This is a genomic window from Chryseobacterium sp. NRRL B-14798, assembly GCF_050470705.1.
Classification (GTDB): Bacteria; Bacteroidota; Bacteroidia; order Flavobacteriales; family Weeksellaceae; genus Chryseobacterium; species Chryseobacterium cupriresistens.
This window is the reverse complement of sequence record NZ_JBFLUL010000005.1, coordinates 1,071,222-1,089,506: the sequence shown is the minus strand read 5'-3', so window position 1 is coordinate 1,089,506 and position 18,285 is coordinate 1,071,222. Positions and strand designations below refer to the sequence as shown.

Below are 18,285 nucleotides of genomic sequence, written 5' to 3'. Positions count from 1 at the left end.
TAAAAAAACGGAATCATCGTTCTGATTCCGTTACAATATTCAGTATATTGAAAATTCTTATTTAGATTTCCCGGCTGGCTTGGCAGTTGTTGCCGTAGCCCCTAATTTGGTTTTCACAGTAGCAGTGATATCTTCGCTTCCGTCTGTGTAAAGAAGGTTATTAGATTCCTGTGATGCTACATCAAATACAAAATTCAGGTTTCTTTCTTTTGCTACAGCATAAATAGCATCTTTTACTTTCTTCTGTAAAGGACTAAACAATTCGTTTTGTTTGGCAGAAATATCTTTAGCAGCCTGTGTTCTGGTTTCCTCTATCTTCTTACCTAAAGCCTGTAATTCTGTTTGTGCTGCAATCAGTTCTTTGGTCACAGCTTCTTTATTGGCTTCGCTTAACGTTTTTTCTTTATCCTGTGCCGCTTTCAATTTAGTCTGATAATCACCGATAAGCTTCTCAATTTCAGTCTGCCTGGTCTTAGTCAGGTTATCAATAGTAGTTCCTATAGTTTTTACTTCAGATAAACTTGCAAAAATGTCCTCTGTATTTACACTTCCAATCTTCTGTTGAGCATGTACAATATTTGCAGTAAGTGTTAATCCTAACGCAATAAAAATTGTCTTAATTAAATTCATTTGTAATAATATTTTTTTTCGCTCCCAAATATAACTCAAATTTCAATTACTTATCATGTAATTATTAATTTGAAATTACATGGTGTAAAAAACAGGTTTAAACAACTTCAGACAAAGAAAAACCTCCTCAAAGAGAAGGTTTAACATCAAAAAATATGGAAAAATGACTAATGGAACTGTGCTGTTTCTGTAGAATCTTTCATTGCTACAGTAGCTGAGGAACCGTTGGTAACAATATTCTGCACTTCATCAAAATATCCTGTTCCTACAAAAGATTGATGCTTCACCGCTCTGAATCCTTTCTGCTGTAGTGCAAATTCGCGCTCCTGAAGTTCAGAATATCCTGCCATTCCTCTTTCTTTATAAGCCAGTGCCAGCTCAAACATGGCTGTATTCAAAGCATGGAATCCTGCAAGGGTAATAAACTGGAATTTGTACCCCATTTTAGCCAGCTCTTCTCTGAAAGTAGACATTTCTTCCACACTCAGTTTTGCAGCCCAGTTGAATGAAGGTGAACAGTTATAAGCAAGCATTTTTCCAGGGAATTTTGCATGAATTCCATCTGCAAATCTTCTGGCCTGCTCCAGGTCAGGATTGGAGGTTTCCATCCAGATCAGATCAGCATATGGCGCATAAGACAGTCCTCTGTCGATTCCCTGCTCAACTCCGTTTCTTACCACGTAAAAACCTTCAGAAGTTCTTTCTCCGGTTACGAATTTCTTATCTCTGTCATCAATATCAGAAGTCAGTAAATCTGCTGCATCCGCATCCGTTCTTGCAATGATAAGACTTGGAACGCCCAATACATCGGCAGCCAGACGCGCTGCTATCAACTTATTGACCGCTTCCTGAGTAGGCACCAATACTTTCCCGCCCAAGTGGCCACATTTTTTAGCGGAAGAAAGCTGATCTTCAAAATGTACGGCAGCCGCTCCGGCTTCAATCATTTGTTTCATCAGTTCAAAAGCATTCAGATTACCTCCAAAACCTGCTTCTGCATCGGCAATAATAGGCACCAGATATTCTTTATTTCCTGTTCCGCTTACAGACTGCACCTGATCCGCTCTTAGTAAGGCATTATTAATTTTCTTTACCACAGAAGGCACTGAATTGGCCGGATACAATGACTGATCCGGATACATCTCCCCTGACAGGTTAGCATCTGCAGCCACCTGCCATCCTGAAAGATAAATTGCTTCCAGGCCGGCATCCACTTCCTGCACCGCCTGATTACCTGTCAGTGCACCCAGTCCCGCCACATAATCCTGGGTATTTAATTTATCCCAGAATTTTTTGGACATTTCTGTCGCAATAGTGTATTCAATGGTATAAGAACCGCGAAGTTTAAGAACTTCTTCTGCCGTATAAGGTCTTTTTACACCGTGCCAACGTGGATTTGTCAGCCAATCTTGCTCAATAGCCTGGATTTGTTCTTGTCTTGTTTTCATAATATTTGGATTTTGTTTGATTAGATTTTTGGGGTTCGGGTTACGAGGTTCGGAGGTACGAGATATAATTCTCAAACTTTCGGACACTTCTACTCTCTCACTCTCCAATTAGATAAAAGGGTATGCTTTAAGGGTTAGAAATTCTTCAAAATTTTCGCAGAAAATCAATTCATTGAAAAGTTCTTTGGCGAGGTTGAATTTTCCGCTTTTGAATAGGGTTTCACCTACATATTTTTCAATATGATCCATTTCTTCTTTTTCCCACTGCAGTACCATGCTTCGGGTTAATGTTCTGTCGTCACTCAGAACTGCTTCATTTTTCAGCCATTGCCAGATTTGTGTTCTTGAAATTTCTGCAGTAGCGGCATCTTCCATCAGATTATAAATAGCGGCAGCACCGGTTCCCATCAGCCAGCTTTCAAGATAAAGAATTCCTACATTGATATTTTTACGGACTCCTTTTTCTGTGATTTCTCCTTTGGGAATTTCCAGCAGCTGGCTTTCTGTTATATGGTATTCAAATTTTTTATCGATCTGATTTTGGGAAGGCATAAACTGGTCAAAAATTTCTTTTGCGACAGCTACCAATGCGGGATGTGCTACCCAGGTTCCGTCGTGACCGTTTTTTACTTCCCTTTCTTTATCATTTCTTACTTTTTCAAAAGCAATAGTATTGGCTTCGTCATCATCTTTTACAGGAATCTGGGCAGCCATTCCGCCTATTGCATGTACATTTCTTTTATGGCAGATTTCAATCACCCTTTTTGAATAAGCACTCATAAAGGGAGATGTCATGGTTACCTGATCTCTGTCCGGAACAATAAATTCGGTAAGGTTTCTGAATTTTTTAATGTATGAGAAAATATAATCCCATCTTCCGCAATTCAATCCTGCGCTGTGTTCTTTTAATTCAAATAAAATTTCATCAATCTGAAACGAAGCGGTAATCGTTTCTATTAAAACAGTCGCTTTAATGGTTCCCTCCGGAATTCCGAGATAGTTTTGCGCAAAAACAAAAACTTCATTCCACCAGCGTGCTTCTTTATAATGTTCCAGTTTTGGAAGATAGAAGTAAGGACCGCTGCCATTTTCCAAAAGCTGTTTTGCATTTCTGAAGAAATATATTCCAAAATCAGTCAGTGATCCGGAAGCTTTTTCTCCATTGATTTCAATATGTTTTTCAGGAAGGTGCAGGCCGCGTGGACGAACCTGTAAAACAGCCGTTTTTTCATTAAGGGTGTATGCCTTTCCTTTTTCGTTCACAAAATCAATAGTCCGGTTAATGGCATCAGAAAGATTAATCTGTCCCTGAATACAGTTTTCCCACACTGGCGAGCTGCTATCTTCAAAGTCGGCCATAAATGTAGAAGCACCGGAATTCAAGGCATTGATAATCATCTTGCGGTCAACAGGACCGGTAATTTCTACTCTTCTATCCAGCATATCGTCAGGAAGCGGAGCACATACCCAATTTCCATTCCGGATGTCTGCTGTTTCTTTCAAGAACTCAGGAAGATTTCCTTTATCAAAATTTTGCTGAGTAATTTTTCTTTCTTCTAAAAGTTCAAGTCTTTTATGATTAAAGTTCTGATGAAGCGAAATCAGAAAATCTGCCAAATCGGGAGTAAATACTTCCTCAAACCGCTTCTGTGCCTTTATTTCTAATTGAGTCTTTGTTTCCATAACCTATTGATTTTGTGATTTGATATTACAAACATAAATAAAAATTTTCACAAATAGCGAACGTTCGCTAAATTTATTTAAAAATTATTATGCGAATAATCGCATCTAATTATTTATATTTGAAGTAATGAATTCAGAAAGCGACTTTATCAAAACAGTTTTCGGGCTAAAACTGAAACAGCAGAGACAAAAGAAAAACTGGTCTCTGCAGGATCTTGCTGTAAAGACAGGATTATCAAAATCTTACCTCAACGAAATTGAAAACGGGAAAAAGTATCCCAAGCACGATAAAATCATTCAGCTTTCTGAAGCACTGAGCTGTACTTTTGACGATCTGGTTTCTACCAAACTTGATAAAAGCCTTTCCCCTTTCAATGAAATCCTGCAGTCTGATTTCTTTAAAGAAGTTCCTCTGGAGTTATTCGGAATTAATAAAAACAACCTCATCAGCATTATCAGCGATGCACCGAAAAAAGTAACGGCTTTTATTAATGCCCTGATCGAAATTTCTCAGAATTATAATCTTGGTAAGGAAAGATTTTATTTTGCCGTCTTAAGGTCATTTCAGGAATTATATGATAACTATTTTCCGGAAATTGAAGAAAAGGTTGATCTGTTTACCCGGGAAAATCAGTTACAGCCCGGAAAAGATCTAAAGTCTGACATCCTGGAGGCAATTCTTGCAGAAAAATTCAGTTACACCATTCAGTCTGAAGATTTTGAAAAATATGGAACTCTGGATAACCTCCGCTCTCTTTTCATTCCTGAAAAAAAATTATTACTGCTGAATCAAAAACTGGAAAAGGATCAGAAAACATTCATTCTGGCTAAAGAAATCGGCTTCAATGTACTGGAATTAAAAAACCGTCCCAATACCTATTCGTGGCTTGATTTCGGAAGCTTTGAAGAAATTCTGAATAACTTTTACGCCTCTTATTTCGCAGGAGCATTGCTCATTTCAAAAGAACCTGTCATTGAAAAAACCTCAGAATTTTTCCAGCAAAATACATGGGAACCTAAAAATTTTGAGAGTCTTATCAGCAGTTTCACCCACTCGCCTGAAACATTTTATTACCGGCTGACCAACATCCTCTCGGCTGAAATGGGAATTAAAGATCTTTTTTATTTATGTCTGGTAAAAAAGAAAAATTCGGATAAAATTCAGATTTTAAAAGAGCTTCATCTTAATCACCAGCAGGCTCCTCATGCCAATGCAATGAACGAGCATTACTGCAGAAGATGGATTGCGGTAAAAAATCTTGGTGATTTAAAAGAAAATGAAACCCTGACGGATGCTCAGGTTTCTCATTATAAAGATCAGGGAATAAGTTATCTGGTAATTTCTACTTCACAAAAAAATCCATTCTCAGATGGAAGTAACAGAAGTTATTGCCTAGGGATTTTACTGAATTCCCAAACGATTAAAAAAATTGGTTTTATCAAGTCTCCTTCCTTAAAAACCATTAATGTAGGGGTTACATGCGAATCCTGCAGTATTCCTGACTGTGAAGTGAGACAGGCTCCACCGGTAAGACTGGAAAAGGAGCATTTTAATATGAGTATGAAGAATGCTGTTGAGAAGATCAGGAAGACGTTTGATGATATTTAAAAAGTGAATCGTGAATTATCAATGCGCTTCGCTTGTGAATTTTTATACGGTTCGGGGTGCTGGATCAGGTTTGTGAATAATAGATTTGCTGTTGAAATTCACGGGTAAGTTATTTTTCTAAATGTGGAGTTCACAAAGTTTTTTATACTATTTAATAGCTTTTCGGCCGCTATGGCATTCCACTCAACAACGAAAAAATTCCTTTTGATAAATGAAATCATTAGCTCATAAAATTCGCGAACAATAATAATTCACTATTGACATTGCGAAGCAAAAATTGACAATTATTTTCATATCTTAGTAAAAACACACTATGATATTAGATATATTGTTTCCTAACCGCTGCATCCACTGCAGCAGAATCATTGATCCTGAACTTTTGGTTTGTGATCTTTGTTTCAGTCAGATTCACTTTACCCATTACAATTATTTTGAAAATAATCCGATTAAGGAAAAATGCAGTTTATTTTTTCCGGTTGAAAACGCATTCGCTTTAATACAGTTTGAAAAGGAAGGTTTAAGCCGTCAGATTATTCACGATCTGAAATATAGAAGCAGGGAAAAAGCAGGAAAAATCTTAGCCGATTGGACAGCAGAACGACTTGATTTCAAAGATAATTTCCCTGACCTTTTAGTAAGTGTACCGCTTCATCCAAAGAAACTGAAGAAAAGGGGATATAACCAGCTGCATTTATTTACTGAAACTTTATCTTCGTTTTATAACATTCCTTTTGATCATAATTTAATTAAACGAAATCATTATTCTAAAGCACAGGCCTTAAAAGACAAGAAACACAGACTGGAAACTGTCAATACATTCTCCACAACCAAGCCTGTTACCGGAAAACATATTCTTTTGATTGATGATGTTTTCACGACAGGAAATACGGTTTCATCAGTGGCGTGGGAGATTTTAAATGCAGGAGATAATAAAGTAAGTGTTTTGGTGATGGCTGAGGATGTTTGATATGGGAACGGATGCGAGTTTCGGGGTGCGGGTTTCGGGATTCGGGATTCGGGATTCGGGATTTTCTGTACGGAGAAATAATCAAAATATTTTTAAATCCGAAAACTCTCAGACACTCTTACACTTCCGCCTCATCCATTTTCACGATTCAATTCTTTTTCCTAATTTTCAGAAAACTATACAACTATGCCCAATCTGATTTTACTGCACGGAGCTTTAGGTCACAGCGACATTTTTAAACCTTACCTGAATGTCCTGTCATCCTATTTTACAGTTCATACTCCTCTTTTTTCAGGACATGGAGACCTGAAACTTCCTGAAGACGGCCTCAATATTAAAAAGTATGTCGAGGAATTATCCGAGTATTGTAAAGTGAACCATCTGACAGACGTATCTATTTTCGGGCACAGTATGGGTGGTTATGTCGCACTTTGCTACGCAATGGAAAATCCTGACAATGTAAATTCTGTTATAACACTGGGCACAAAGTTCGACTGGACTGAAGAACAGGCTTTAAAAGAAAGTAAGATGCTTAATCCGGATGTTATTCTTGAAAAAATTCCGCAGTATGCCCAGCTTTTAGAATCACAGCACGGAACAAAGTGGAAACAGCTTCTTCCTGGTATTGCTGATTTAATGATTGATTTAGGTAAAAATCCGCCTCTGGAAAATAATTTTGCTACGATTACCACTCCCGTTCAAATCATGGTGGGTGATAAAGATAATATGGTAACGCTGGAAGAGAGTTCAAGGGTTTACAGAAGCCTTCCAAATGCAAAACTGGCCGTACTTCCGGATACAAAGCATCCTATGGATAAAGTACGACCTGATTTATTATTGAACTTAATAAAAGATTTCTGGAATCTTTCTTAATTATCGCTGAAGTTTTTCTCCGTAGCTCAAATCTCCGGCATCTCCCAATCCTGGTGTGATATACCCTTTTGAAGTTAAGTGTTCATCAATTGCTCCTACCCAGATATGAGCTTCAGGATATGCATTCTGAACAGTTTCAACTCCCTGTTTCGATGCAATGGCTGCAACAATATGAAGCTGGGTTGGATTTCCGTTGGTCAGCAAATCTTTGATGGCTTCAATAAGAGAAGCACCAGTTGCAAGCATAGGATCAGCTACAATAAGGGGTCTGCCTTCAATGCTTGGGCACGTAAGATAATCCTGTTTGATTGAGAAATAATCGTTGGCATCATGTTTTCTGTAAGCTGCCACAAAACCGCAGTCTGCTCTGTCTAAATAGTTCAGGATTCCTTCGAATAACGGAACACCTGCTCTTAAGATGGTTGTAATAACCGGCTGCACGGCTATTTCCCTGCTTTTTATTGTATCTAAAGGAGTTTGAATTTCAACTTCTCTGTACTCCAGTCCTTTACTGATTTCAAAAGCGGCAATCTCCCCGATTCTTTCCATATTTCTTCTGAATCTCATTCGGTCATGCTGGATTGTAACGTTTCTAAGTTCGTTAATCCATTCGTTGACAAGAGAAAAGTGTTGCGATAAAATAGTAAGCATGAAAATTTTATTTTTAATTTCAGTTAATTGATATTAATTGCCGCAAAATTACAACTAAAAAACGAATTGAAAGATCGGGCTGGAAGAGAAAGTCTGGTTGGGTGATATAAAAATCTCCGGCAAGCTTCGCTTGCCGGAGATTTCCGATGAACATTTGTTCTATTATTTTTGTCTGAAATACACTTCAATCGGAACTCCGGTAAATCCGAATTCTTTTCTCAGCTGATTTTCAGTAAATCTTTTATATGGTTCTTTCACATACTGTGGAAGGTTGCAGAAAAACACAAACTGTGGTGACGGTGTAGGAAGCTGAACACAATATTTGATTTTGATATATTTTCCTTTCAATGCCGGCGGTGGTGTATTTTCGAAGATCGGAAGCATTACTTCATTCAGTTTTGAAGTTTTAATTTTCTTCTTACGGTCTTCATAAACCTGCATAGCTACTTCTACAGCTTTTAAAATTCTTTGTTTCGTTAACGCTGAAACGAATAAGATTGGAATATCCTGGAACTGACCGATTTTATCTTTGATTGATTTTTCAAAATCACGCATCGTATTGGTCTGCTTGTCCTCGATCAAATCCCACTTATTCACTAGGATTACGATTCCTTTTCTGTTTTTCTGAGCCAGTCCGAAGATATTCATATCCTGAGATTCCCATCCTTGTGTAGCATCAACCATGATGATCACGACGTCAGAATATTCGATAGAACGGATCGATCTCATTACAGAGTAGAATTCAAGGTCTTCGTTTACCTTAGACTTTCTTCTCATTCCTGCAGTATCTACCAACACAAATTCGTGTCCGAATTTGTTATATAAAGTCTGGATACTGTCTCTCGTAGTTCCTGCAATATCGGTTACGATATTTCTTTCGACATCCAATAAAGCATTGGTCATGGTAGACTTTCCTACGTTTGGACGGCCTGCAATCGTAATTTTAGGCAATCCTTCAAATGGATCTTTATATTCTGTAGTAGGGAAATCTTTAACGATATCATCTAACAAATCCCCTGTTCCTGAACCTGTAGCAGAAGAAAGTGTATAATATTTATCAATTCCTAACTGATAGAATTCTGTTGCAGGAAGTTCTTCCTTGGAAGAATCTACTTTATTGATAACAATATAAATAGGTTTGTTGGATCTTCTGAGAAGTCTGTAAATTTCGTGGTCTGTATCAGTAAGCCCTTCTTCCACGTTCATCATAAAGATAATAGAAGTGGCTTCATCCACCGCTAATTGTACCTGCTTACGGATTTCTTCTTCGAAGATATCATCTGTACCTACATCATAACCTCCGGTATCAATTACGGTAAAGTCTACTCCGTTCCAGTCTGATTTTCCGTAGTGACGGTCTCTTGTAACACCAGCTGTAGAATCTACAATAGCTTCTCTTCTTTCTAATAAACGATTAAAAAGCGTGGATTTTCCTACGTTGGGACGTCCAACGATTGCGACAATATTTGACATAAAAAATGTTTAATAATCCTTTTGCTTTGCTCAGGATATGTTATTAATGGGTTACTCCAACTTTTGGAGCCCAATTTTTTGCAAAGATAAGGTTTTATTATTTAACTGAATTTTGAAGGATGGGAGCTGGAAGAAGGAAGCGGGAAGTTATTATTCCTCGAATAAATTAATGTAAACCCTACTCATCAAAATGAGCAAGTAATATCCACAAATCTAATGTTTATGGATAGAAGAAGACTTTTTTTAAAAATTTTAATGAAAAATAATTCTTTGGATATCAATACATAAAGCTGTCTTCTTACTAATTATGTTAATTAATCTTTAATTTAGATTTTCATATTTAAAATAATTTCTATAATTTCGCGGCATAGAAACAGACCCATGGTGTAGCGGTAACACTACTGATTTTGGTTCAGTCATCTGGGGTTCGAATCCCTGTGGGTCTACAAACCATCCTTTTTCAAGGGTGGTTTTTTGTTTTTTCTTTTACAATCCCATTAAGCGTTAAACCTTATTCTCGGGTTGCCGGCATTATTTGAACCTGTTTATAAACAAAAAACTACCGCAAAAATAGCAGTGGTTATTATTATTTCACCAGACGAAAGGATTCGTGCGGTAACTTGGGGCTATTTGTTATTCGTGGACACGAGCGAGACGCTCGCGACAGCAGGGGCTTTTACTACCCACCTACCAATATCTACCATGTGAAGTTTCGCACCTGTCTCACTGCGACTCTTTACTATTATATTTGTAGCACTTACAGCTTACTATAAAGAGAGACTGCCTCAAAGGTAGTCTCTCATATTTACTATATAATTTTACTCTTCGTAGTCCTTTGAAAATTTTATTCCTTTTCTCATAAGCAATTCTTTTATTTCTTTTGATTTTTGATATGGAGATGTTATGCGAATAATTTCATTTTTAGAATTAAATATAATATGCCAATTTTTTACATTGTAATCTATTAGCTCTTTTGCTAAATTGAAATTTTTATATTTAGTTTCTTTAAAAGAGTTTTTTAAAATATTTGACTTTTTAGATGATTCATCTATAACTAATTTATAACCATCTATTTGATAGACTTTAGTGTATTTTGCATCTTGCAATAACATTGGACTTACAAAAGTAACATCCACCCAATAGCTATTTTCATAATATTTACTGGTATTAGCTCCAATTAATAATATGTTTTCCTCTTTACTTAGAATCTTTTCTGAGTTTCTATATTCAATATATGTTTTAACTATATTTTGATATAAGTTATTTTTCTTTTGGCTGTTAAAATTATTTTTACAACTACAAAGAATTATAATGCACATTAGTAAGAAAAATCTTTTCATATTTTTATTTTTTTGTTCTACCTGTATATACAGATGCTTCATTACTATATCTAAAATAGCCTACATTAGGCGTATATTGATATGAATTTTTAATATTATCATACTTTACACGATCACCTAAAGGTAGTGATAATTCACTTACCCATGTTCCATTTCTAAGAAAAGAAGTAAATCCTGATGGACCAGGTTCTGAACCTGGTATATGAGAGTGAACCCTTTCTTGAATAGTTGCCATATTTATAAAATGAGAAGAGCTTGACCCTGGTAGACTTACATTAACATAACCAATTGTCTTAGCTATACTAGAACTCGAATTAGCTGTATGATTGGTAGTTATAATATTTGTAGAAAAACCATCTGAAAAACCTAATCTATCCTGTCCAAATTCGACTTTTGTATTACTAGCAGCAAATTCAAAAAACTGGGTTGCAACATCATAATTTTGTATTTGCAAGTAGGTATATCTAGATGATCCTGCTTCTCCATCATGACCTTGTGTTTTAATGTTTTCTGTCTTAGCATCTCCTATCTGCGAATCTCCTGTTGGATTTGATTCTGATACGTTTATTCTTGCAATTTGTATAGACTTGGATTCATCTTCATTAGTAATTGTATCATAAGCATTATTGTCTTTTGTTCTTTCTATAGTACCATCATTAAATATCTTAATCTTATCTTCTGCCTGCATTCCATCAGGATCGATAAATCTTATCGGATTATTAAAAGCATAGTTATATGGAGAAAATCTTCTTGAAGTTTCAGCAAGAGGGTCAACCACACCCCATCTCCCAATATCCGGCATATAGAATCTCGCTCCATAATCATACATCCCCGTCTCTTGCAACTCCTTTCCGTTGTACTTATACTTTTTGAAACTATTCTGTCCAAAATAAGCATTACCGGTTTTCAGATGGTTCATTCCAAAAGGATAATAATCATTACTGTCTACGATTTCAAAAACACCTGTGCTGTTTTTCCCAAAGCTCACTCTTATATTTCCTAAGTGATCCTTGTATTGGTAAATGTAATGATTTTTCTTAATCATAAAATCCTTCAGAAGTAGAAAAAAACTGTAAATCAAGAGTTTTAGCTGACGTGATAGAAACGGTAGTATTTTCCAATGAAAAAGCCTGAGGTTCCATTGCTTTTGCTGTCATCAATTCAATTTCTCCTCCCGGATCCCCTCCTGAAGTAACAATATCTCTTTTAAAATACTGAAAACCATCCAGATAATCGGTTGTTTCTGTTCCGAAAACTTTTTTTACCTTCTGGGGTATAGACACGAGCGAGCGTGCGCGCCAGCACAGGAGTAAAGGTTTAACACAGCAGGATATGGGTGATTTGATGCACACGCATAGAACCGGATATTCTAAAATGGAAAACAACCAACAGAATATTCTTGTTGACAAGTTGGTTTTTGTCGCTAAACATTTCGGGATTTCTGTCGATGATATTATTTTCTTCAATGAAAAAAATAATGTTCCCAACGAAGTTTCTATGGAAGATACCGCAGTTCTGGAACAACTAAAACTCATCAACGAACTCGACACCGAAGAAAAAAATATTCTCCTAAAACTTATTGAAACTTTCGTCTCTAAAAAACGTTTTAAAGATTATCTGCAGAAAAATATTGCTGCTCTATAAAACAAAACCCTCGCAAATTGCGAGGGTTTTTTATTATCTGCCACACGATACAATCGCGCGGCAGCGGGGGGAATAACTTACAATTTCACCCCTCATAATGAGTCCCCATAATACTTTTGACAACTTTTATCTCAGTACCTATTTCATGAGAGGGAGCCTTAAAATATTATTTCTTAAACTGTATATTATTACACTTATTTTTCTCATACCAGTCTATCCAACCTTTTCGGTCTTTCTCATAAACTCCAGATGGATACAGACCAGCATAATTAAGTCTACTTTCAAAAGAAACATGGGAATACTTTGAAATAAATACAAGGGATTTATTAAATTGACTGCCTTCATTTTTATTTATTAGACTATCAATAATCTTGATATTAGAAAAATACTCCTTTTTGAAATCTAAATTTTCAATACAGTCTCCATCGACATACACATTATTACTTTTCTTTACAGAGTTGGTACAATTCACCAACAGTAATAATACTAAAATAAAAAATATATTTTTCATATTATGGTAATGTTGTTTTTTTAACCGTTATTCCTCCAGTAGTATCGTTTTTCCAAATAGCTTGATTAGTTTTGGTTTTGTCTTTCTCTTGGAATACATTGATACTCATCGGACCTTCAGTTTCTATTCTTTCATTTCCATTTACTTTACCCTCTTTCTTAAAAGCTTTTGCATGAGCCTTATTAAAATCGGGATATGTGGTATTTCCGGCAGCATCTGTTTCTGTTTTTCCTATGTCGCCTTTTTTGAGTCCCATTTTAGCTTTTTCCAGCTGCTCAATATGCTCATGAGTTATAGCTCCTGCACTACTTGTACCTCCTTTTCCAACTTTATCAAATTCTAAAACATCTGCCATATCAATCTCACCTGTTTGAAAACTTCCAACCACAACTGATTTGTCATTTTCTACTAAATCTTGACTAACAATTTCTTTTGCTGTAATGACCTCATTATAGTTATCATAGAAAGCCTGTTGTTCTTTGGTTAAGGTAGCATCTTTATTAATCATATTAAGAGTAACTTTATATGTATTTGTCCCTTGTATTTGAGTATAAACAGCTTCATATTTCCCCCCAAGTGAAGAATTTACTAAGTTTTCATAAGATTGTCTTGCAGTTGCAGTTGCAAATGAAAGAATTAATTCATTTCCGTCAGGATCTATAAATGCAATAGGATTATTTCCTGCATAGATATATGGGGACATCGGTGAATATTTTTCAGCCTTGTTGTCAATTACTCCCCATCGTCCAATATCCGGCATATAGAATCTTGCGCCATAATCATACATTCCAGACTCCTGAAGCTCCTTCCCATTGTACTTGTACTTATACGAAGGATTTCCCATCAATACATTATACCCCTCATGCTTCAATCCGAACGGATAATAATTGCTTTCTTCAATGATCTCTGTCCCTGCTCCATTTTTAGCATAGCTTAATCTTGTATTTCCAAGGTGGTCTGTATAATTATACACATACTTTCCGGTTTCAACATTAAAATATCCTTCCGCCGTTGGGAAAAACTTTAATATCGAATTGGTATACTGAAAGCCGTCCAGATAATCGATTGTTTATGTTCCGAAAACCTTTTTTTGTTTCACTCCGTCTGCTCTGTAAATATAATCCGTTACCTTAGAGTTCTGGGTAATCTTTCGTGATAAATTTAGATAATTATATTAGATGAAGGTATATAATCGACTGAAACAGCTTATAGTATAAAAAAACCTCCACTGTTGCAGAGGTTCTGTTTTACTTTTGGACACGAGCGAGACGCTCGCGCCAGCGGGGGGGGTTATAATTGTATAGAGTATTAATGTGTAAGCGTCGAGCAATCAGCAGAAGGATTAGAAAATGTAACATCTTCGTATGTATCAGAGAATTTTAATTTTCTATTCATTAAAATTGACTTCATACACCCCGAAATCGGAACTGGTGATAAAAAAGTTATTTCATTTTTTTTGTTTAAAACAATATGCCAATTTTCAAAATCATCATTAATCATTGTTTTCTTTTGATTGAAATTTTCATATTTGGTTTTTTTAAACATTTTCTCTATGCTTTTACACTCATTATCAGGTAGTATAAGTTTATAACCTTCAAATATATAAACATTCTTATATTGAATACCTTCCATAAATTCAGGTTTGAAAAAAGCTACATCAATTGAATATTCACTTTTCTCTTTTGTTTGGTCGTGAAAACTCACTGCTAATATTTCATTCCTATTATCAACTTTTCGTTTTTTAGAAATATATTCTATATATCCTTTGATAATATTATGTAAATCTTGTTTTTTAATAGCACTTTTATTAAATGTAAAAAAGAAAACAAGAGTAATTAAAAGTATTTTTTTCATAGATTTAGATTGATTTATTTTTTCTTTCCTGTATATACTGCTTCATTGTAATTATATTTTACATACCCACCATTTGCACCGTTATTTTTTAGCCATGTATTATAAACATACTTAGATATTGCATTATTGCTTTTTGAACGTCCCTTATCACCACCATCTTTATATGCTACGCCAAATGTTGGATTTCCTTTGTTCCAATTTCCTTCACTAAATCCAGAAGGATTATATTCAAATCCGGGATGGGAATGAACAGCTTCAGAATACACCCCATCTTTTGTTATATGCATTGTACCAGACCCCATAGTCAGATTATGATTAGCCAAAACATCAGCAGCACTTGCATGCTTAGTCTCATTGTAATTTGTGCTTATTACATTTGTAGAAAATCCGTCAGAAAAATCAAATTTATCCTGCCCAAATTCTACAGAAGTATTATCTGCTATAAATTCGAAAACTTGTGTAGCTGTATTATAATCATTTATTTGGAAATAACCGAAATCAGGTCCAACTCCTGCAATTGAAACCTTTTCATTCTTCAACTCGCCTATTTGTGAGTCTCCTGTAGGATTTGTTTCAGAAACATTGGTACGAGCGATTTGGATAGACTTAGACTCATCTTCGTTTGTAATAGTATCATAAGCATTATTGTCTTTTGTTCTTTCTATGTTACCATTGTTAAAGATCTTAATCTTATCTTCTGCCTGCATTCCATCCGGGTCAATAAACCTAATCGGATTATTGTAAGCATATGCATAAGTACTCCAACGTCTGGAAGTTTCCGCCAACGGATCCACCACCCCCCATCTTCCAATGTCCGGCATATACATTCTTGCTTCATAATCATACATACCAGTTTCCTGTAATTCCTTGCCATTGTACTTGTACTTTTTAAAACTATCCTGTCCAAAATAAGCATTACCGGTTTTCAGATGGTTCATCCCAAATGGATAATAATCATTACTGTCCACGATTTCAAGAACACCTGTGCTGTTTTTCCCAAAGCTCACTCTTACATTTCCTAAGTGATCCTTGTATTGGTAAATATACTGATTTTTCTGATAATCATAAAACCCTTCAGAAGTAGGGAAAAACTGTAAATCCGGAGTTTTGGCTGATGGGAGAGAAACGGTAGTATTTTCCAATGAAAAAGCCTGAGGTTCCATTGCTCTTGCTGTCATCAATTCAATTTCCCCACCTCCTCCTGAAGTAACGACATCTCTTTTAAAATACTGAAAACCATCCAGATACTCTGTCTTTTCTGTAGTAGTAGTAACGGTATAATATCCTGAAACACTGGTTACAGAGGTTTTTTCCAGCTTAGTACCATCTGCTCTATACATGTTATTGATAACAGTGCCAGCAGTACCGAAATCTATACTCATTTCCTGAGGAAGATTCAAATGATTGTATTTGATGTCTAAGATTTGCTTATCGGGCATTGAAATCATATTTCCATTGACATCATATCCGATAGGTAATCCAGCGGTACCTTCATATCCTGTATTATTACCGCTGTTATCTTTAATTTTAACAGCCTGGTTTCCCATATAATCATATGCAAGATTGTCAATTACCGTAGCGGTATTGCTTCCATTCTCCATCACAGAAGTCCTGTAAAGGGCGGTAATATTACCATTTACATCATACTGCAGAGATTCTGTATTTTCTTTGCTGTATGGGTTGTTGGGATTCTGATAGTATCCTGCCGTCAGCCTGTTGAGTTTATCGTAAGCATAACCGTATCTCTTTGGGGTTAACGAAGGATTTACGCCCAATGTTTCAACAGATCTCCAGTCTACTTCTGCGATATTGCCGTTGTATCTTGGAAGTACATCTTTACCTGAAAATAGTGCAGGGTCAGCATTGGTAACACCTTCTTTCTGAGTATACTTGATTTTATAAGAAAAAAGCTTGCCTCCTAAATCCGTAAGACTCATCTGGGCTTTGTTAATATCAGTCATCCATCCTCTGATATTGTAGGCATAATCAATACTCTGAAGATTGTTTCCTACCTCCTTGTTGACCAATTGAGAGAGTTCATTATAACTATTTTTAGCCAATAGCTCTTCTGGATTATTATCTACCTGGTGATAATGTTCCTTTAGTCTGTTTCCATTATCATATACAAAGCGTTCTTTTACAGTGATTCCTGTTTCACCTGCCTTTCGTAAATGCGAGGTAATGGTTTGCAAAGCAAGACCTGCAAAATCCAGTTTGGATTCTGTGTGGGTATATCCTCCCAGATGATTAGTGGAGTGACTTCCAATAGCTCTTCCTTTCTGATCGTAATAGGTATAGTTCTTTGTCCAGTTATTATCTTCAATATTCTTTACAAAACTCATTACAGGTAGTCCTTTGGTACTTCTTCCGTCAGCTGTAGGAGTTTCAGTCAATACCGGCTCTCCCTGAATTGTCGAAGGAAATGCAGGATTAAAACTGTAGGCAGGATAGGTATCATAATAATTAACAGTTAACACCTGGGCAACACTGGTGGGAGTCGAAAGCTTGGTATAATTTACAGGTATGCCATTTAAGGTAAATCCAGGTGTAGTAGTTCTGGTTTCATATAAATTAGTATTGGCATTGACACTATTTTGCATTGATGCCCTGCTGGCAGCATTATTGGTGATTCCGGTATAAACGATTCTTCCAAACTGATCATATTTAGTAAAAAGCCATTGTCCTTTTCCTTTAAGAACTGTATCCTGGGACAGGATAAGCTGATCAGCTTTATCATACACCATATACTCCCAGCCTTTGCCAGGAAGCTTTTTTTCCACCAGCCTTCCCCTGCCATCATAACGGTACTGATAGCATAAGGTATTGAGAAGATCATCCGTAATAGGCTTATGAACAGCCAGAGGAGGAATAACAAAAGCCAGCTGGTCATATTCATTGTAAACATAATAGGTATCGATATGTTCTGCAGAACTCTTTACTTTTCGAACTAATAGAACCTGACCTTTACCGTTTTTAAACTCTATGGTTTCATTATCATCCTCGTCTTTGACAGAGTTTTTATAAAGCTGGTTTGGGGCATAAACCGTGGCAGAGGATAAGCTCAGTACACTTTTAGTAGCTCCATCTACCCAGCTTGTGGTTGTGGTAAACTGATAGACTTCATTAAATCCGTTGGTATCATAACTGAACTTTACAGATTTTCCGTTCCAGTCATTACCTACCTGTTTCTGCTCCAGAATCCTGTCCAAAGGAGAGTTTTCCAGCACTTTTTCAGAATAGATCTTTTCATTTCCGTAGGTGTTAGGATAAACACCTAATGGATCTGAATAATAGTTTCCATTGCTGGTAGAAAGCTGGGGAACAGGCAAATAACCTTTAACCTGTCTTCCGAAAGGATCATATTCAATATGAGTAACTACATCACGTCCCAGTGGTGATGCTTTGACATTCACTACCTGTTTTGGTCTTCCCAACCCGTCAAAATACTGTACGGTTTCTGAGGATTTGGTAGCAGATGTTCCATTATAATCCAGATACGTTTTGGACTGGATATAGTTTTCATTGCTTGAAATCGTAGAAAGCTGCGCATAAGTTATATTGGATAAGAGCAGAGCTCCTATTGGTAGTATCAATTTTCTCAT

Annotated in this window: 16 protein-coding genes and 1 tRNA gene; 5 read left to right on the top strand and 12 right to left on the bottom strand. The window is 36.2% G+C overall.

What is annotated here, in order from left to right; translation table 11 throughout:
• Positions 1-57: 57 nt before the first annotated feature.
• The 3 genes from AB1278_RS05235 to aceB all read right to left on the bottom strand — a co-directional run bounded on the left by AB1278_RS05235 (position 58) and on the right by aceB (position 3,761).
• A complete protein-coding gene (locus AB1278_RS05235; RefSeq protein ID WP_202841173.1) occupies positions 58-630 on the bottom strand; it encodes an OmpH family outer membrane protein in 573 nt (190 codons plus the stop codon).
• A 167-nt stretch (positions 631-797) separates the two neighbouring features.
• Entirely contained in the window at positions 798-2,078 is a 1,281-nt protein-coding gene (gene aceA, locus AB1278_RS05230; RefSeq protein ID WP_238349644.1) for an isocitrate lyase, read from the bottom strand.
• 108 nt (positions 2,079-2,186) lie between these two features.
• Entirely contained in the window at positions 2,187-3,761 is a 1,575-nt protein-coding gene (aceB, locus tag AB1278_RS05225) for a malate synthase A (protein ID WP_429812840.1), read from the bottom strand.
• Between the two features lie 127 nt (positions 3,762-3,888).
• Here aceB and AB1278_RS05220 point away from each other — a divergent pair, with 127 nt between their 5' ends.
• From AB1278_RS05220 to AB1278_RS05210, 3 genes are all read left to right on the top strand, one after another.
• Positions 3,889-5,370, top strand: coding sequence for a helix-turn-helix domain-containing protein (locus AB1278_RS05220; protein ID WP_202841175.1), 1,482 nt, complete (start codon positions 3,889-3,891; stop codon positions 5,368-5,370).
• Between the two features lie 313 nt (positions 5,371-5,683).
• Positions 5,684-6,337: a ComF family protein gene (locus tag AB1278_RS05215; protein WP_202841176.1), complete on the top strand. Its 654-nt coding sequence runs from the start codon at positions 5,684-5,686 to the stop codon at positions 6,335-6,337.
• A gap of 186 nt (positions 6,338-6,523) precedes the next feature.
• A complete protein-coding gene (locus AB1278_RS05210; protein ID WP_137905768.1) occupies positions 6,524-7,210 on the top strand; it encodes an alpha/beta fold hydrolase in 687 nt (228 codons plus the stop codon).
• Here the strand turns inward: AB1278_RS05210 and upp are convergent, their stop codons facing one another.
• On the bottom strand, positions 7,211-7,861 hold the full coding sequence (gene upp / locus AB1278_RS05205; protein WP_062676151.1) for a uracil phosphoribosyltransferase: 651 nt from the start codon (positions 7,859-7,861) through the stop codon (positions 7,211-7,213).
• Between the two features lie 162 nt (positions 7,862-8,023).
• Positions 8,024-9,334, bottom strand: coding sequence for a ribosome biogenesis GTPase Der (gene der, locus AB1278_RS05200; RefSeq protein ID WP_110008006.1), 1,311 nt, complete (start codon positions 9,332-9,334; stop codon positions 8,024-8,026).
• A gap of 375 nt (positions 9,335-9,709) precedes the next feature.
• Between der and AB1278_RS05195 the strand changes: the two genes are divergently transcribed.
• Positions 9,710-9,780: transfer RNA gene (locus AB1278_RS05195), tRNA-Gln, on the top strand.
• Between the two features lie 372 nt (positions 9,781-10,152).
• On the opposite strand, the gene AB1278_RS05190 is transcribed toward AB1278_RS05195, so the two are convergent.
• From AB1278_RS05190 to AB1278_RS05180, 3 genes are read right to left on the bottom strand one after another with little or no spacing between them, the layout of a single operon-like run.
• Positions 10,153-10,674, bottom strand: a complete 522-nt coding sequence (locus AB1278_RS05190; protein ID WP_202841177.1) for a hypothetical protein — start codon at positions 10,672-10,674, stop codon at positions 10,153-10,155.
• Positions 10,675-10,678: 4 nt separating this feature from the next.
• Positions 10,679-11,719 (bottom strand): RHS repeat-associated core domain-containing protein, encoded by a 1,041-nt coding sequence (locus tag AB1278_RS05185; RefSeq protein ID WP_395974783.1) that lies wholly within the window; start codon positions 11,717-11,719, stop codon positions 10,679-10,681.
• The gene (locus AB1278_RS05180) at positions 11,712-11,957 is read right to left on the bottom strand and encodes a hypothetical protein (RefSeq protein WP_395974785.1); all 246 of its coding nucleotides are present in this window, start codon (positions 11,955-11,957) and stop codon (positions 11,712-11,714) included. The genes AB1278_RS05185 and AB1278_RS05180 overlap by 8 nt, the downstream gene beginning before the upstream one ends.
• On the opposite strand from AB1278_RS05180, the gene AB1278_RS05175 reads away from it, so the two are divergent.
• Positions 11,950-12,318, top strand: coding sequence for a helix-turn-helix domain-containing protein (locus tag AB1278_RS05175; RefSeq protein WP_429817328.1), 369 nt, complete (start codon positions 11,950-11,952; stop codon positions 12,316-12,318). The two genes, AB1278_RS05180 and AB1278_RS05175, sit on opposite strands and share 8 nt — an antisense overlap.
• A gap of 166 nt (positions 12,319-12,484) precedes the next feature.
• Here the strand turns inward: AB1278_RS05175 and AB1278_RS05170 are convergent, their stop codons facing one another.
• From AB1278_RS05170 to AB1278_RS05155, 4 genes are all read right to left on the bottom strand, one after another.
• Positions 12,485-12,829 (bottom strand): hypothetical protein, encoded by a 345-nt coding sequence (locus AB1278_RS05170; protein ID WP_110011856.1) that lies wholly within the window; start codon positions 12,827-12,829, stop codon positions 12,485-12,487.
• A gap of 1 nt (position 12,830) precedes the next feature.
• Positions 12,831-13,802: an RHS repeat domain-containing protein gene (locus AB1278_RS05165; RefSeq protein ID WP_395974787.1), complete on the bottom strand. Its 972-nt coding sequence runs from the start codon at positions 13,800-13,802 to the stop codon at positions 12,831-12,833.
• A 335-nt stretch (positions 13,803-14,137) separates the two neighbouring features.
• On the bottom strand, positions 14,138-14,683 hold the full coding sequence (locus AB1278_RS05160; RefSeq protein WP_395974789.1) for a hypothetical protein: 546 nt from the start codon (positions 14,681-14,683) through the stop codon (positions 14,138-14,140).
• A gap of 14 nt (positions 14,684-14,697) precedes the next feature.
• Positions 14,698-18,285, bottom strand: a complete 3,588-nt coding sequence (locus tag AB1278_RS05155; RefSeq protein ID WP_395974791.1) for a DUF6443 domain-containing protein — start codon at positions 18,283-18,285, stop codon at positions 14,698-14,700.

What these genes read in the sequence shown, in the direction of transcription:
- AB1278_RS05220 (WP_202841175.1), top strand. Translation starts at nt 3,889, where the DNA reads ATGAATTCAGAAAGCGACTTTATCAAAACAGTTTTCGGGCTAAAACTG.
- AB1278_RS05235 (WP_202841173.1), bottom strand. Translation starts at nt 630, where the DNA reads ATGAATTTAATTAAGACAATTTTTATTGCGTTAGGATTAACACTTACT.
- AB1278_RS05215 (WP_202841176.1), top strand. Translation starts at nt 5,684, where the DNA reads ATGATATTAGATATATTGTTTCCTAACCGCTGCATCCACTGCAGCAGA.
- AB1278_RS05185 (WP_395974783.1), bottom strand. Translation starts at nt 11,719, where the DNA reads ATGATTAAGAAAAATCATTACATTTACCAATACAAGGATCACTTAGGA.
- AB1278_RS05210 (WP_137905768.1), top strand. Translation starts at nt 6,524, where the DNA reads ATGCCCAATCTGATTTTACTGCACGGAGCTTTAGGTCACAGCGACATT.
- aceB (WP_429812840.1), bottom strand. Translation starts at nt 3,761, where the DNA reads ATGGAAACAAAGACTCAATTAGAAATAAAGGCACAGAAGCGGTTTGAG.
- AB1278_RS05155 (WP_395974791.1), bottom strand. Translation starts at nt 18,285, where the DNA reads ATGAGAAAATTGATACTACCAATAGGAGCTCTGCTCTTATCCAATATA.
- der (WP_110008006.1), bottom strand. Translation starts at nt 9,334, where the DNA reads ATGTCAAATATTGTCGCAATCGTTGGACGTCCCAACGTAGGAAAATCC.
- AB1278_RS05160 (WP_395974789.1), bottom strand. Translation starts at nt 14,683, where the DNA reads ATGAAAAAAATACTTTTAATTACTCTTGTTTTCTTTTTTACATTTAAT.
- AB1278_RS05170 (WP_110011856.1), bottom strand. Translation starts at nt 12,829, where the DNA reads ATGAAAAATATATTTTTTATTTTAGTATTATTACTGTTGGTGAATTGT.
- upp (WP_062676151.1), bottom strand. Translation starts at nt 7,861, where the DNA reads ATGCTTACTATTTTATCGCAACACTTTTCTCTTGTCAACGAATGGATT.
- aceA (WP_238349644.1), bottom strand. Translation starts at nt 2,078, where the DNA reads ATGAAAACAAGACAAGAACAAATCCAGGCTATTGAGCAAGATTGGCTG.
- AB1278_RS05190 (WP_202841177.1), bottom strand. Translation starts at nt 10,674, where the DNA reads ATGAAAAGATTTTTCTTACTAATGTGCATTATAATTCTTTGTAGTTGT.